This window comes from Micromonospora sp. NPDC005252, from assembly GCF_042872475.1.
Lineage (GTDB): Bacteria > Actinomycetota > Actinomycetes > Mycobacteriales > Micromonosporaceae > Micromonospora.
Genome location: NZ_JBIAKN010000010.1, coordinates 141,491 through 156,029 on the forward strand (window position 1 = coordinate 141,491; position 14,539 = coordinate 156,029).

At 72.9% G+C, this 14,539-nt stretch carries 15 protein-coding genes; 6 read left to right on the plus strand and 9 right to left on the minus strand.

The genetic code is table 11. The features are described 5' to 3' along the window. Positions 1 to 113 precede the first annotated feature (113 nt). From ACFYPH_RS25070 to ACFYPH_RS25080, 3 genes are all read right to left on the minus strand, one after another. Entirely contained in the window at positions 114 to 1,517 is a 1,404-nt protein-coding gene (locus ACFYPH_RS25070; protein ID WP_354860452.1) for a cellulose binding domain-containing protein, read from the minus strand. A 133-nt stretch (positions 1,518 to 1,650) separates the two neighbouring features. After that, positions 1,651 to 2,406, minus strand: a complete 756-nt coding sequence (locus tag ACFYPH_RS25075) for a membrane protein insertase YidC (protein WP_354860453.1) — start codon at positions 2,404 to 2,406, stop codon at positions 1,651 to 1,653. A gap of 99 nt (positions 2,407 to 2,505) precedes the next feature. Then, complete coding sequence (locus ACFYPH_RS25080) at positions 2,506 to 2,799, minus strand: DUF6412 domain-containing protein (RefSeq protein WP_354860455.1); 294 nt, start codon at positions 2,797 to 2,799, stop codon at positions 2,506 to 2,508. A 209-nt stretch (positions 2,800 to 3,008) separates the two neighbouring features. Here ACFYPH_RS25080 and ACFYPH_RS25085 point away from each other — a divergent pair, with 209 nt between their 5' ends. The 3 genes from ACFYPH_RS25085 to ACFYPH_RS25095 are packed head-to-tail and all read left to right on the plus strand — an operon-like array spanning position 3,009 to position 6,590. Further along, positions 3,009 to 4,145, plus strand: coding sequence for a glutamate--cysteine ligase (locus ACFYPH_RS25085; protein WP_355063594.1), 1,137 nt, complete (start codon positions 3,009 to 3,011; stop codon positions 4,143 to 4,145). A gap of 24 nt (positions 4,146 to 4,169) precedes the next feature. Beyond that, positions 4,170 to 5,549, plus strand: a complete 1,380-nt coding sequence (locus ACFYPH_RS25090) for an FAD-dependent oxidoreductase (protein WP_355063596.1) — start codon at positions 4,170 to 4,172, stop codon at positions 5,547 to 5,549. Positions 5,550 to 5,576: 27 nt separating this feature from the next. Further along, positions 5,577 to 6,590, plus strand: a complete 1,014-nt coding sequence (locus ACFYPH_RS25095) for a LacI family DNA-binding transcriptional regulator (protein ID WP_387185045.1) — start codon at positions 5,577 to 5,579, stop codon at positions 6,588 to 6,590. Between the two features lie 107 nt (positions 6,591 to 6,697). On the opposite strand, the gene ACFYPH_RS25100 is transcribed toward ACFYPH_RS25095, so the two are convergent. The 3 genes from ACFYPH_RS25100 to ACFYPH_RS25110 all read right to left on the minus strand — a co-directional run bounded on the left by ACFYPH_RS25100 (position 6,698) and on the right by ACFYPH_RS25110 (position 9,568). After that, entirely contained in the window at positions 6,698 to 7,651 is a 954-nt protein-coding gene (locus ACFYPH_RS25100; protein WP_354860459.1) for a carbohydrate kinase, read from the minus strand. Beyond that, positions 7,648 to 8,913, minus strand: a complete 1,266-nt coding sequence (locus ACFYPH_RS25105; RefSeq protein ID WP_387185048.1) for an AGE family epimerase/isomerase — start codon at positions 8,911 to 8,913, stop codon at positions 7,648 to 7,650. Before ACFYPH_RS25105 ends, ACFYPH_RS25100 begins: the two co-directional genes overlap by 4 nt. Before the next feature lie 229 nt (positions 8,914 to 9,142). After that, entirely contained in the window at positions 9,143 to 9,568 is a 426-nt protein-coding gene (locus ACFYPH_RS25110; RefSeq protein WP_387185051.1) for a nucleoside deaminase, read from the minus strand. A gap of 186 nt (positions 9,569 to 9,754) precedes the next feature. Between ACFYPH_RS25110 and ACFYPH_RS25115 the strand changes: the two genes are divergently transcribed. Beyond that, positions 9,755 to 10,621, plus strand: a complete 867-nt coding sequence (locus ACFYPH_RS25115) for an aminoglycoside phosphotransferase family protein (RefSeq protein WP_387185054.1) — start codon at positions 9,755 to 9,757, stop codon at positions 10,619 to 10,621. Between the two features lie 59 nt (positions 10,622 to 10,680). On the opposite strand, the gene ACFYPH_RS25120 is transcribed toward ACFYPH_RS25115, so the two are convergent. Genes ACFYPH_RS25120 through ACFYPH_RS25130 form a run of 3 tightly spaced genes read right to left on the minus strand, consistent with a single transcriptional unit; the run spans position 10,681 to position 12,627 of the window. Further along, the gene (locus ACFYPH_RS25120; protein WP_387185056.1) at positions 10,681 to 11,490 is read right to left on the minus strand and encodes an Fpg/Nei family DNA glycosylase; all 810 of its coding nucleotides are present in this window, start codon (positions 11,488 to 11,490) and stop codon (positions 10,681 to 10,683) included. A gap of 56 nt (positions 11,491 to 11,546) precedes the next feature. Continuing rightward, positions 11,547 to 11,747, minus strand: coding sequence for a DUF397 domain-containing protein (locus ACFYPH_RS25125; RefSeq protein ID WP_387185059.1), 201 nt, complete (start codon positions 11,745 to 11,747; stop codon positions 11,547 to 11,549). After that, positions 11,740 to 12,627: a helix-turn-helix domain-containing protein gene (locus ACFYPH_RS25130; RefSeq protein WP_387185062.1), complete on the minus strand. Its 888-nt coding sequence runs from the start codon at positions 12,625 to 12,627 to the stop codon at positions 11,740 to 11,742. Before ACFYPH_RS25130 ends, ACFYPH_RS25125 begins: the two co-directional genes overlap by 8 nt. Positions 12,628 to 13,003: 376 nt before the next feature. Here ACFYPH_RS25130 and ACFYPH_RS25135 point away from each other — a divergent pair, with 376 nt between their 5' ends. Together ACFYPH_RS25135 and ACFYPH_RS25140 are read left to right on the plus strand one after the other, a co-directional pair. Continuing rightward, complete coding sequence (locus tag ACFYPH_RS25135) at positions 13,004 to 13,258, plus strand: hypothetical protein (protein ID WP_387185065.1); 255 nt, start codon at positions 13,004 to 13,006, stop codon at positions 13,256 to 13,258. Positions 13,259 to 13,369: 111 nt separating this feature from the next. Continuing rightward, positions 13,370 to 14,239 carry a thrombospondin gene (locus tag ACFYPH_RS25140; RefSeq protein WP_387185068.1) on the plus strand — a complete coding sequence of 290 codons (870 nt, stop codon included), beginning with the start codon at positions 13,370 to 13,372 and terminating at the stop codon, positions 14,237 to 14,239. Positions 14,240 to 14,539: the final 300 nt, after the last annotated feature.

The following is a 14,539-nucleotide window of genomic DNA, read 5'->3' on the forward strand; positions in this document are numbered from 1 at the left end:
CCCGGCGGGGGGGGCGGGGGGGGGGGGGGGGGGGGGGGCGCGGCCGGGGGGGGGGGGGGGGGGGGGGGCCCGCGGGGGGCCCCCCCCCCCCCCGGGCCGGGCGCCCCCGCCGCTCAGGGCAGGGTGTCCAGGTGCGGGGCCACCGTGCGGGCGAAACCGTTGCCGTTGCTGACGTCCCAGTTCACCGACCAGGTCATCGCTCCCCGGATGCCGGGGTAGGTGCGCGGCGGCCGGAAGCTGCCGCAGTTGGTGCCCCGGGCCAGACAGTCCAGCGCGGCGTTGACCACGCTGGGCGCGACGATGCCGCCACCGGCCGCGCCCGGTCCGGCGGGCAGGCCGAGACCGACCTGGTCGGGGCGCAACCCGGCCTCCAGTTGGATGCAGGCCAGCGCGACGATGAAGTTCACAGTGCCCTGGGCGTACGCGGCGTTCTGGTCGCAGCCGAGCATCGCCCCGGAGTTGTAGAACTGGGTGTTGACGACTGTGAGGATGTCCTTGATGTCGAGCGCCAGCTTGAAGTAGCCGCCGGCCGGGTTCTGCATGTCGATGGTCTGCGGCGCCATCGCGATGATCAGACCCGACCCGACCTTGGCCCGCAGCGCGCGCAGCGCCTGCGCCATGTACGTCGGGTTGAGCCCGTTCTCCAGGTCGATGTCGATCCCGTCGAAGCCGTAGCGGGCGATCAGCGCGGCGGCCGTGTCGGCGAAGACGGTGGCCGAGGCGGCGTCGTTGACCGTGACCCGCCCGGCCTCGCCGCCGACGGAGAGGATGACCCGTTGGCCGCGGCTGTGCAGGGTACGCACATCGGCGGTGAAGTCCGCGTCGGTGTACCCGCCCAGCGCGGCGGCGAGCCCGGGGTCGATGCCGAAGGTGAGCGCGCCGGGCGTCGTGGTCGCCTCGGCGAAGGCGACGGCGACCAGGTCGTACTCGATGGGGACGTCGCGCAGCCGCAGCTCGACGGCGGGGTTGTCGAAGTTGTGCCAGTAGCCGGTGAGCAGGTGCTTCGGCAGCCCGCCGGTGGGCGGTGGGGTCGTCGGGGGTGCGGTGGTCGGGGGTGCGGTGGTCGGCGGCGGGGTGGTCGGCGGCGCCGTGGTCGGCGGAGGCGTGGTCGGTGGGGTGCCGCCGCCGCAGGGCGCCCCGTTCAGCTGGCAGCCGCTCGGCGAGCCGGAGCCGCTGGCCAGGAAGCCGAAGGAGACCGAGGCGCCCGGGGCGATGGTGCCGTTCCAGGACCGGTTGGTGAAGGTGTGCCGCTGCCCGGCGGAGGTGAGCAGAGCGTCCCAGTAGCTGCCCAGGGTGGTGCCGGCCGGCAGGTCGAAGGCGAGGCTCCACCCATTGATGGTCGAGCCTCCGCCGTTGGTGATGGTGTACTTCCCCTCCCAGCCGGAGCCCCACTCGGCGGTCTTGACGAAGCTGGCGGTGGCGCCGGCCGCGAGCGCGGGCAGCGCGACCCAGACCGCGCCGAGCGTCGCGGCGAGCGCGGTGACCAGGGACAGGACAAGGGATCTGGCAGGCTTCATGCGGCCCTCCGCGCCCGACTGGGCATCCATGGACGTCAACGTTGCCGCTAATTATTAAGACAGTTAACTGTTTCTGTCCAGGGGTGCCGGGCAACGGGAGGGCCCCGGCGGTCACCAGGGCCCTCCCCGGCCGTCAGCGGTGGGAGTTGTCGGCGGGCGACGGGGCGGCCTGGGGACGGCGCAGCACCGCCTGCTCCAGCGCCGACCAGGCGGTCGTCGTCACCAGATAGATCACTGCCGCGAGCGGCAGCACCAGCGCCACCAGCACGGTCGTGAACGGCAGCAGGGGCAGCAGCCGGCCGAGCGTGGCGGCGCCCGGCCCCTCGGTGGGCGTACCGGCCACCGTGCCGACCGCCGCCGACGCCCGGCGTGCCCGCCGCGACGACCACCAGGCCAGCACCAGCAGCGCGACAAGCAGGACGACGAAGAGCGGCCCGGCCGCCCCGGCCAACCCGTCGCTCACGTGATGGCCCAACGGCACCCCGGCCAGCCGTTCGTCCAGCAGCCCCGTGCCGCCCTCGTCGGTGGCGAACAGCCGGTACAGCACCAGCAGGAACGGCGCCTGGAGCAGCAACGGCAGGCAGCCGGCGACCGGGTTCGCGCCGGCCGAGCGGTACAGCGCGAACACCTCGCGCTGGAGGGTCGCCGGGTCCTCGGCGTACCGCTGCTGGAGATCGCGCACCCGGGGAGCGAGCGCCGCGCGGCGCCGTTCCCCGCGGACCTGCGCGACGGTCAGCGGTGCGATGAGCAACCGGACGGCGATGGTGAGCAGCACGATGGCGACGACTGTCGCCGTGCCATCGGCCAACGGTTCGAGCAGATCGGTGAGCCAGGACAACGCGGTGCCGGCGGCGCCGACGACGTCGTGCAGTGGTGCGAAAGCGAGCATGGGAAACCCCTCGGTCCGATTCCGGTGGGTCCTCCCCCGGCGGTGGCCGCCGGCGCGAAGGACCGGTGACGGTGGGATCGGCCGCGCGGCGGTGTGGCGCTACGCGGCGAAGGGGCGTCCGGGTGCGCGGGGGCGAGGTCGTCCGGCGGCGTCCGGGTCGATCTGGCGGGGAACCCGGCGACCTCGGGCGCGGGCGCGTAGCCCGGCCCAGCGTCGTGCGACGCCCGTTGCCCCCGCGTGGGCGGGCACGTGCGCGGCGAGCAGCGCGGCGAACAGGACCAGGGCGGTCAGGGCGGCCCCCGCCAGCAGGTCGGCCGGGCGGTCCGCCAGCATGGTGAGCTGGGCGAACGCGGACATCCACGCGACCCAGAGGAAGCCCAGCGGCACCGGCACGGGGCTCAGCATAGGACCGGCTGTCACGCCGCCCGGCCGAATCGAGATCGCCCCGACCGGCTGATCCGCGCGGCACCACGCGCCAGTTGTGGCCGACACGCGCGGGCAGCGCGCCGTCCCACGTTTCCGGGCGTTGCCACTGTGGGTAACCAAGCGGCCGACCGACGCGGACGGACCCGCGAGAGGCAGAAACGGACGGTGGTGTCGCGATGACGGGCCAGCTGGCGGAGGCACCCGGCGGGACGACCGCGGGGACCGATGTGCTCACCGTGGGTGTCGAGGAGGAGTTTCTGCTCGTCGACCCGCACACCGGAGCCGCGGTGCCCGCAGTGGACCTGGTGCTGGAGCAGGTGCCGGCGGAACTGCGCGGTCAGGTGGAGCGCGAGTTCCAGACCAGCCAGATCGAGATCGGCAGTCCACCCGGCCTTGAGCTGTCCTCGATCCGGCACTCCCTCGGCGTACTGCGTAAGGCCCTCGCCGACGCGGCCGAGCGGGCCGGCGTACGACTGCTGGCCATCGGCACCGGCCCGGTGGACGGCCCGGTGCCGCCGGTGGTCGACAAGCCCCGCTTCGACCGGATGATCGAACGTTTCCGGCTGCTCGTTCCCGGCCCCGGCAACAACGGCATGCACGTGCACGTGGGCGTCCCCGATCCGGAGACCGGCGTGCAGGTGCTCAACCACGTCCGGCCGTGGCTGCCGATGCTGCACGCCATCACCACCAACTCGCCGTTCGCCGGCGGCGAGGACACCGGCTACGCGAGCTGGCGCTCGGTGGAGTGGGAGCGCTGGCCGTCGGTGGCGCCGACGCCCTGGTTGGAGTCGCACGAGCACTACCAGCGGCTGATCCGTCAGTTGATCTCCAGCGGGGTGATGCTCGACGAGGGGATGCTCTACTGGTACGCCCGGCTGTCGGCGAAGTACCCGACCGTGGAGCTGCGGATCGGCGACGTCTGCCCGACGGTGGACGATGCGGTGCTGGTCGCCGCGCTGGTCCGGGCACTCGTGGCCACCGCCATGGCCGACGTCGAGGCCGGCCGGCCGGCCCTGCGCACGGACCACCACCTGCTGGTCGGCGCGCACTGGAGGGCCGCCCACGACGGCCTGGAGGGCGACGGCGTCGACGTCACCACCGGCGAGCTGCGCCCGGCCTGGGAGCTGCTGGACCGGTTCGTGGAGCGGGTGCGGCCGGCGTTGGAGCAGCACGGCGACTGGGCGGAGGTGTCCGACCTGTTGGGCGGGCTGCGCCGCCACGGCACCGGCGCGGCCCGGCAGCGTGCCGTGTACGCCCGTACCGGACGGCTCGTCGACGTGGTGCAGGACGTGGCGCGACAGACCCGCGGCTGAACACGCCCGTGACAGGATGATCCCGTGGCGCAACGACTGATCGTCATCGGCGGGGATGCCGCCGGCATGTCGGCGGCATCCCAGGCGCGACGCCGCCGCGGTCGTGACGACCTGGAGATCGTGGTCTTCGAGCGCGGTCACTTCACCTCCTACTCGTCGTGCGGCATCCCGTACTGGATCAGCGGGGTGGTGTCCGGCCCGGAGGAGCTGATCACGCGGACGCCGGAGACGTTCCGCACGCAGTTCGCCATGGACGTGCGGATGCGGCACGAGGTGACGGCCATCGACCTCGAACGGCGCGAGGTGGTCGCCCGGGACCTGGAGGGCGGCGGCGAGGTCCGCGAGCGCTTCGACGACCTGGTGTACGCCGCGGGCGCGGTGCCGGTGCAGCCACCGTGGGCGGACACCGACGCGGGCGGCGTGTTCGGGATGCAGACCCTCGACGACGGCGCGGCCCTGCGCGCCTGGCTGGACGCCGAGCCGCAGCCGCGCCGGGCCGTGGTGATCGGTGGCGGGTACATCGGCGTCGAGATGGCCGAGGCGCTGATCGAGCGCGGCCTCGCGGTGACCCTGATCGAGGCGAGCGAACAGCCCATGGCGACGGTCGACGGCGACATGGCCGAACTGGTCGCCGAGGCCATGCGCGGCCTCGGCGTCACGATCCGCACCAGCCTGCGGGTGACCGGCCTGGAGCAGCGGGACGGCCGGGTGTCCGCCGTGGTCACGGCCGAGGGGCCGATGCCGACCGACGTGGTCGTCCTGGGTCTGGGCGTACGCGCGAACACCGCGCTCGCCACGGCTGCCGGCTTTCCGATCGGGCCGACGGGTGGCATCCGGGTGGACCGCCGGATGCGGGTGCCGGGGCTGCCCGGGGTCTGGGCCGCGGGCGACGCCGTCGAGACGCTGCACCGGGTCAGCGGAATGCCGGTGCACGTGCCGCTGGGCACGCACGCCAACAAGCAGGGCCGGGCGGCCGGCATCAACATCGGCGGCGGGTACGCGACCTTCCCGGGCGTGATCGGCACGGCGGTGACCAAGGTCTGCGACCTGGAGGTGGGTCGCACGGGCCTGCGCGAGTCCGAGGCCGAGGCGGCCGGCTTCGAGTTCGTCTCGGTGGTCGCCGAGTCGACCAACCGGGCCGGCTACTACCCCGGCGCGCGGATGATGACCGTCAAGCTGATCGCCGAGCGACCCAGCGGCCGGCTGCTCGGCGCGCAGATCGTCGGCTGGTCCGAGGCGGCCAAACGGATCGACACGTTGGCCGTGGCACTGTGGAACGGCATGACGGTGGATGACATGACCGCGCTCGACCTCGGCTACGCTCCGCCGTACGCGCCGGTCTGGGATCCGGTGCTGATCGCCGCCCGAAAGGCGGTCGACGCGCTCGCCGCTCTCGACCGCTGACCCGCGCCCGCCGTGGAGGACCACCCCGTGACCCAGACTCCGACCAGGTCGGCCGCCCGCCGACGCCCGACCATGGTCGATGTCGCCCGGCACGCCGGGGTCAGCCTGAAGACGGTCTCCCGGGTGGTCAACGACGAGCCGGTGGGGCAGGAGCTGCTCGGCCGTGTGCTGGCCGCCATCGCCGAGCTGGGTTTCCGGCGCAACGACATCGCGCGCAACCTGCGCTCGCGGCAGCTCAACGCCACCGTCGGGCTGCTGATCGAGGAGATCGCCAACCCGTTCTACGCCACCATCGCGAGCGTCGCCGCCGAGATCGCCGCCGCGCACGGCACCATGTTGATCACCGCTTCCTCGGAGGAGGACCCGGAGCGGGAACGCGCCGTCCTCCAGGACTTCACCCAGCGTCGGGTCGACGGGCTGCTGGTGGTGCCGGCCGGTCCCGACCACTCGTTCCTGCGCCGCGAGGTCGAGCTGGGCATGCCGGTGGTCTTCCTGGACCGGCCGCCGCAGGGACTGGTCGCGGACGCCGTGCTGCTGGACAACCGAGGTGGCGGCCGGGCCGGGGTCGGCGCACTGCTCGACGAGGGGCACCGGCGGGTGGGTCTCCTGCTCGGCGCGCCGAGCGTCCCCACCATGCGTGAGCGGCTGGTCGGCGCGCGGGCCGCGCTGGCGGCGGCCGGAGTCGAGCCGGACGACTCGCTGGTCCGCGACCGCCTGATCGCTCCCGAGGACGCCGGCCGGGCGGTCGCCGCGCTGCTCGACCTTCCCGACCCGCCCACCGCGTTCTTCTGCGGCAACAACCGGCTCACCGTCGGCGCCCTCGCCGAGCTGCACCGCCGGGGCAGCGACGCGGCGTTGGTCGGCTTCGACGACTTCGAGCTGGCCCACCTGATGCCCCGGCCGTTGACGGTCGTCGGGTACGACACGCGGGAGCTGGCCCGCGTGGCGACGGAGCGCCTGTTCGAACGCATAGCCGGCGACGACTCCCCGCCGTCGACGACGGTCCTCCCCACCCGCCTCCTACACCGAGGCCTCTCCTAACCAACCCACCCCCGAGGCGATCATGGACTTGTGGTGCCTCGCGTATGCCGCGAAGTGGTGGTAAACGCCCACCACAAGTCCATGATCGCCCCGGGCAGGGCAGCGGGTCAGGTTGCCGTGGTCAGGAGGGCTTCGACTTCTGCTCGGGTCGGAGGGCTGGCACCTCGGCGGGCGCAGGTCAGCGCGGCCACCGTGGCCGCCTGGCTTAGCACCGTCGTCCACTGCGACTCGGTCACCGCGGCGAGCCGGTCGGCCGGCCGGTCACCGAGCGCGTCGATGTCGGCCAGCGCGGCCAGCAGGCCACCGGTGAACGAGTCGCCGGCGCCGACGGTGTCGACCACTGTGGTGCGTACCGCCGGTTGTTCGTGCAGTGAACCGTTCGGGGCGAGCAACCACGCGCCCTCGCCGCCCCGGGTGACCACCGCACAGGACACCCCGGCCTCGCGCCATTCGGCAAGCACGTCGCTTACCGAGCGGTCCGGGTAGAGCCAGGTCAGATCCTCGTCGCTGGCCTTGACCAGGTGCGCGAGGCGGATCTGGCGGCGTGTCCTCTCCTGCTCCGCGGCCCGGTCCGTGACGATGCTCGGGCGGAGGTTGAGGTCGATCGAGATGGTCAGCCCGTCACGGTCGCGTTCGCGGGAGAGCAGGCCCTCCAGCACCTGCGCGCCGGGCGCGAGCGCCAGCGCCAGCGACCCGGTGTGCAGGGCCGTCGCCGACGAGCCGGCCAGGTCGGGCAGCTCCTGCGGGGTCCACTGCCAGTCCGCCGCGCCGTCGAGTCGGAACTCGTAGCTGGCCTGCCCGGTGGTGTTCAGGGTGGCGACCGCCACCGAGGTGGGCTCCTCGGCGCGGACCGCCCACCGCAGGTCCACCCGGTTGGCCGCCAGGTACTCGGCGATCTGCCGGCCGTACTCGTCGGGGCCGATCCGGGCCAGCAGCCGCACCGGCTCGTCGAGCCGCGCCAGGGTGACCGCCACGTTCGCCGGGGACCCACCCGGCACCGCCCGCTGCCCCTCGGCGGTGACCACCAGGTCGATGAGGGCCTCGCCCGCCACCACGATCATGCGGTCACCGGGCCGGGGGCGAGCGGGCCGGGACCACCGAGCGCGCCGGCCGAGCGGGACAGCAGCACCGCCTGGTACGCGTGGTAGACGTCCGGCCGGCCGTGCCAGACCGTGTCGGCGGGCAGGTTCCGCTCGTCCAGCTCGTGCCGCCAGCCGGTGCCGTCGATCAGGTAGCGGCGCGCGTACGCCCAGAAGACCCGGTACCAGTCGGCGTAGACCGCGTCCCCGGTGCGGCGGTGCAGGGTGATCGCCGCGCCGATGGCCTCGGCCAGCACCCAGTGCATCCGGGAGCGCACCACCGGCCGGTCGTCCCAGTCGATCGTGTAGACGAAGCCGTCGGCGCCGTCGACCGCCCAGCCGCGCCGCACGGCGGCCGCGAAGAGGGTACGGGCGTCGGCGAGCAGCCAGCCCGGCGGCTGCGGCAGGACCGCCTCCAGCTCCAGCAGCAGCCGGGCCCACTCCAGCCAGTGACCCATCGTCGAGCCGTACGGCCGGAACGGGTCGGCGGGCTGGTCCCGGTTGTAGTCGAGCAGGGGCGTCCAGTCGGCCGTGAAGTGCTCGGGCAGCCGCCAGTCGTGCCGGGCGGCCTCGGTGTGCACCAGGTGGGTGGCGATCCGCAGGGCCCGGTCGGTCCAGCTCGCGTCGCCGGTGGCGGCGGCAGCGGCGAGGAACGCCTCGACCATGTGCATGCTGCTGTTGGCGCCGCGGTAGTCCTCGGTGACCGTCCAGTCCCGGTTCCACGATTCGCGGACCGCGCCCGCGTCGTCGTCCCAGAACCGGTCCCGCACCACGGCGAGCACGTCGGCGAGCAGGCGGTCCGCGCCGGGTCGTCCGGCCCGGGCGGCGCTGGACGCGGCGAGCAGCACGAACGCGTGGTCGTAGCCGGCCTTGCGCTCGTCGGTCGGCGTGCCCTGCTGGTCCACGGCCCCGAACCAGCCGCCGTACCGGTCGTCGCGCAGCAGCGTGCTGAGCGCGGCGACGCCGTGGTCGACGAGGGCGGCGGCATCCGGGTCGCCGTTGCGGTGGGCGAGCGCGGCCACGTGGGTCATCCGGCAGGTGATCCACGTGTAGAGGGGTTCGCCACGGTCCGGGGTGCGGTCGTCGGTGAGCCACCAGAACCCGCCCTCGGGGCGGACCGCGCGGCGGGCCGTGTCGAGCAGCGTGTGGGTCTGGTCGGCGAGGAACCCGTCCAGGTCGGGCAGGTCGGGCGACCCGGCCGGGGCAGGGGTCGTTGCGGCGTCGGAGCGGGGCACGTCGGTCATCTCAGCTGGTCACCGTCGAGGAGCGAAGGGGCATACGGCAAGGATCGGCGGACGAACCGGGTCCGCGCCGGAAAACCCGCTTACGGTACGCCGGGAGCCGGCCGTCCGACCGTGGTGCGACACGGAGGGAATCAAGAGGGCCATTATTCCCTTTTGTCCGTTGACATCGTTGTCACTCATCAACCCTGCTCCGGCAGCCGGGCCACTGTCAACTTCCGGTGCGCTGCGACTAGTAGTAGTTGTCGATCGGCTGACGCGCCTCGTCGAACAGCGCCGGCCCCTCGTAGCGGACCGGAGGCAGCGCCGGGGTGGCCGGCTTGACCTCCTCGAACTGCTCGCCGGACAGGGCGTACACCACCCGACCGAGGCCGGACCGGTCGATCGCTGTCGCGCACATCGGGCAGGGCTGGCAGCTGGTGAACATGGTGGTGCCGGCGGCCACCTCGGGCGAGAGTTCCCGAGCGGCCCAACGGGCCAGCTTCAGTTCCGGATGAGCCGTGATGTCCGCGTCCGAGACCACGGTGTTGTGATCCTCGATCAGAACGGTGCCGTCGGCGTCGACAAGCAACGAGCCGAACGGCCGTTCGCCGGAGGCCCCCGCCTGGTTGGCGAGTTCGACGGCGCGGCGGAGAAAGGTCTCGTCCTCGGGTGTCATCGGTCCTCCTGAGATGAGTGGTACGCGGCCACGGCCGCAAGGGTCCGCCAGGCACGTTCGGGCTCGGGATCGGTGCCCGGGGCGAAGTTCGGTACGGTCACGCCAATCCGCACGGGTCCCACGCTAGCCACAGTGGACCCGGCACGCGAACACGGTGGTCGCACGGTGGATGCCACGGGAGGCTGGATGGATCTGCCGAAGGGACTGGGCTGGATACGGGGGTCAGCGGTCGGCCGGGCCTGGCTGGCCACACTTCCGACGCTGCTGGCGCAGTGCGCCGAGCGGTGGTCGCTGCGACTCGGCCCGCCCTTCCGGTACGCGTACGCCTCCCTGGCGCTCCCCGCCGACCTGCCCGACGGCACGGCGGCGGTGCTCAAGCTCCAGTTCCCGACCGGGGACAGCCAGCACGAGGCCCACGCGCTGGCCCACTGGGACGGCGACGGCGCGGTCCGGCTGCTCGCGCACGACCCGCAACGGCACGCCCTGCTGGTGGAACGCTGCCAACCCGGCACGCCGCTGTACGAGCTGCCGCTGGACCGGGCACTGGACGCGGCGATCCACGTGCTGCCCCGACTCTGGCGGCCGGCCGGTACGCCGTTCACCCCGCTCACCGAGGAGGCCGCCGGCTGGCTCGACCGGATTCCCCGGAGTTGGGAACGGACCGGCCGGCCGTACGAGCGGCGGCTGCTCGACGCGGCGTGCGCCCTGCTCGTCGACCTGGCGTCGAGCCAGGGCGAGCAGGTGCTCGTCAACCAGGACCTGCACGCCGGCAACATGCTCGCCGCCGAGCGGGAGCCCTGGCTGGTCATCGACCCGAAGCCGCTGAGCGGCGAGCGGGAGTTCTCGGTCGTGCCGCTCGTGCGCGGTCAGGAGCTGGGCCACTCGCCGGCCGCCGTCCGGCACCGGCTGCACCGGCTCAGCACCGACCTCGGGCTGGACGCCGAGCGGGTCCGGGGTTGGACGATCGGCCACACGATGGCCTGGAGCATCGACGGCGAGGTCGTCTTTCCGCACCAGATCGAGGTGGTCCGCTGGCTGCTCGACGGGGACTGACGCCCGGCCGGCGGCCACGCTGGCCCCGCATCCCGCGATCAAGCGCGGGCGGCGGCCGGTCAGCCGGCCTGGCAGGTGCGGCACCAGTAGAGGTTGCGGCCGGCCAGTTCCCCGCGACTGACCTCGGTGCCGCAGATGTGGCAGGGCGCGCCGGGGCGGCGGTAGACGTACACCTCGCCGCCGTGGCGGTCGACCCGCGGCGGGCGGCCCATCGCCTCCGGCAGGTGCGCGTCGCGCACGGTGTCGATCCGCCCGTGCCGGAGGGCGAGGCGCATCAGCTCGACCAGGTCGACCCAGAGCGCGTCCCAGCCGGCGCGGGTCAGGTTGCGGCCGGGCATCGTCGGCGACAACCCGGCCCGGAACAGCGCCTCGGTCACGAAGATCAGCCCGGTGCCGGCCACCACCGACTGGTCCAGCAGCAGCGCCGCGAGGGGCGTCGGGCTGCGGGAGATCCGGGCGTACGCCCGCTCGGGGTCGGCGTCGGCGCGCAGCGGATCCGGCCCGAGGCGCTCGCGCAGGGCGGTGACCTCGGGCGGGGTGAACAGCTCGCAGGCGGTCGGCCCGCGCAGGTCGAGCCAGTGCCGGTCGCTGGCCAGCCGCAGTCGTACCTGGCCGACGGGCTCGGGCGGCTCCCCCGGCCCGTCGGTGAACTTCCCGTACAGGCCGAGGTGCACGTGCAGGGTCAGCTCGCCGGCGTAGTGATGCAGGAGATGCTTGCCGTACGCCTCGGTGCTCTCCAGGACCGTGCCGGACAGCCGGGCCGCGCCCTCGGCGAAGCGGCCCTGCGGGCTGGCGGCGTGCAGCTTGTCGCCGGCGAACAGCTCGGCGTGCCGGGCCGCCAAGCGATGAATCGTGTGTCCCTCTGGCACGGGACCCAAGGATAGTCAGCGGCAGCCGGCCGGACCGAATGAGCAGTGCGGTCACGTCAGCCCAGGCGCTGCTCCTTGACGTCGGCCACGAACGACGCCCAGGCGCGCGGAGGGAAGACCAGGGCGGCCCCGGCCGGGGCCTTGCTGTCGCGTACGGCAACGACGCCGGGGAGGTTGTCGGCCACCTCGACGCAGTCACCGCCGCTCCCGCCGCTGCGGGTGCTCTTGCGCCAGGTGGCACCGGCCAGGTCAGTCATGATGCTCCTCGATGATCGAAGTGATCATTTTCTCTGATTCTGCCTCAGTCGACGCCAGCGTCTCCAGATCAGACCAGACATGTTCGAAGGCGGCCACCTCGGCTGGCTTGTCGAGATAGAGCGCTCCGGTGATGTTCTCCAGGTAGACGGTGGTCGGCTCGGTCGACGCCCTCCCGAACGCCTGCGGGAAGCCCAGCAGGACGAACGTGCCGGTCTCGCTGGCCAGCGGCGGACCGGCGGCGAGCGGCAGCACCCGCAGGCTGACGTTCGGCAGCAGTGCCGCGTCGAGCAGGTGGCGCAACTGCCCCACCATCGCCCGCCGGTCGGGGATCGTGCGCCGCAGCACCGCTTCGCTCAGGACGACCCGCAGGACAGGCGCGGTGGGCAGCCGGCGGACGAGGATGCCCTGCCGTTGCAACCGGACCTCGACCAGCTTCTCCCGATCCTGGGCGCTCATGGTCGGGTTCTTGCGGCGGAAAAGCTCGCTTGCGTATTCGCGGGTTTGCAGGAGGCCGGGGATCAGCTCGGAGTCGTATCGGCGAATCAGACTCGCCGACGATTCCAGGCCGACGTACAGCGAGAACCACGACGGGACGACATCGCCGTAGGAATGCCACCACCCTTTGGCACGAGTCTCTTTCGCGAGCGCGGCGACGATCTCCCGCATATCTTCCGGCACCCGGTAGAGAGCGCACATCGCTCGGGCGTCCACCACGCGCACCGGGACCAGCCCCTTCTCGATGCGCCACACCTTCTGCCGCGAGCAGTCCAGCGCCGCGGCCGCGGCGTCCAGCGTCACCGAGGCGTCCTCGCGGAGCTGGGTGAGCAGCCGGCCGAGCTGTCGCCGAGGGACCGTGGACCCGCCTGTTTCATCCGTCATGCAACATCACCGCACCCTTCCTGCAACACCGATTGTTTCGCCCCGCACACATTTCTTTTCCATTCCTCGTGCGTCAATACGGCTTGAGAGTAGGACGGGGTGGAGTTGTTGCACAAGGGGGCCAGCGTGGAACAGGCTGTCACGTATCGGGGCCTCGAAAAGAACGCCGGGAATGGCGTCGGCAACAATTCGGCGGGAAGGATGCCGCGGTGCGCGTGTCGTACAACCAATACCTCTTGGTCACCGCGCTGACCCTCGCCCGTCGGCATCGCCCGGTCTGGAGCTGGACGCGCTGGCGCAGGGTGTGCCGCTGCGGCGCGGAGCTGCCCTGCCGGGCCCGCCACCGCATCCCGATCAACCGTGGGCACTGGCCGACGTGACCGAGCTCAGGCCCGGCGACCTCCTGCTGATCGGGGCGGCCTGCTCGGTGCAGTTCTCCGGCGACCGCGAGCTGCGGCTGCGACTGGTGAGCGTGGACGCGCGCCCCACGTACCACGGGTGGGTCTGGCTGACCGGCTACGTGCTGGACGCCAAGGGCCTGGCCGTCGACAAGCGGGAGCTGTACGTGCAGCGGGCCGGGCTGCGGGTGCTGAGCGCCGCCCCGGTGCCGGGCAGGGCGGTCCGCGCGTGATGGGCGTACCCGGAATTGGTGTCAGGAAACGCCCAACGGGGTAGTTGAGGGCGGTACCGCGTGGGTGCCACCCGTTTCGTCGGCCACCACGCATTCATCAGGAGGTGTGTAGTGGTCAGGATTCCTTCGCTGTCCCGCCGGTCCGAGCCGGCGCCGACGCGGGACGAGAACCTCGACGGGCGCGTCGACGGCAACGACACCCCGGTCGCCGACCGGGACAGCAGCACTGCGGTCACCGACACCGGCCGGTCCGACGACGTCACCGGCCGACCGGTGGCAACCGACCGGGACACCGACCAGACGACGTACCGCAGCACGACGGCGACCGGCGACCAGGCCGGCGAGGCCGAGCGGCGTGCCGCGGAGCGCGCGGCCGTGGCCCGGGCCGCCACCGCACGCCCGGTGGAGGGCGACTCCCGGCCCGACGCGGTCCGGTCGGACGGCCCGACCCGGGCGAGCAGCGCCGCGGCGACCGCCCCGACCATCGAGCGTGCCACCGACCTCGACCGCGACCGCACGACCCGACGCCCCGAGAGCGACACGGACCTCGACCGGACGACCCCGCGACCCGACCCGACGGACCGCGTCGCGACCGACCGCCCGGTCGACCCCACCCCCGGCCACACCGAGCCGGAGCCGCCGGTGACGCGCGGCCCGAAGCCCCGGGCCAGCCTGCTCGCCACCCTCGGCCTGATCGTCTCCGTCGCCGGTGCGCTGTTCGTGCTGACCGGCACCCTGGCCGGGTACGGCATCGGGCTCGGCGCGTTCGGCGCGGTGCTCTCGGTGCTCGGCCTGATGGCCACCCGCCGCAGGCACGTCGCCGGCAAGACCGACGCCCTGTTCGGTGTGCTCATCGGCCTCGCGGCGGTGGTGATCGGCGTGCTGGCGATGACCGGTCAGTTCGACTGGCCGACCACCGACGGCGACTGGGTGCAGCGCTTCCGCGAGTGGCTTGACTCACAGTTTGTCGACCGTTTCTAGCGGGCACTTTTCGGCTCGCCGGTGATGCACCGGCGCGGCCGGCGGTTCGCCGGCAGCCCGCAGGTGGTTCACCGATCGGGCAACACCCTTTCAGGGGCGGCGATTCGCCGCCCCTGAAGTGTGTCCGGGGTCCGCACAGGCCGTCTCCAAGAGGGGCCAGCGCGCGCACCCGCGCCTCCCTCCGCTCCCTCTCTTGAGCCCCTCTCCGCCTCCCTCTTCCTCTTCCTCCTCTTCCTTCTCGCTCCTGCCTTCCGGCTCACCTTCCTCCTCCTTTCGTCCTTTGCTCTGCTTCACCCCAGG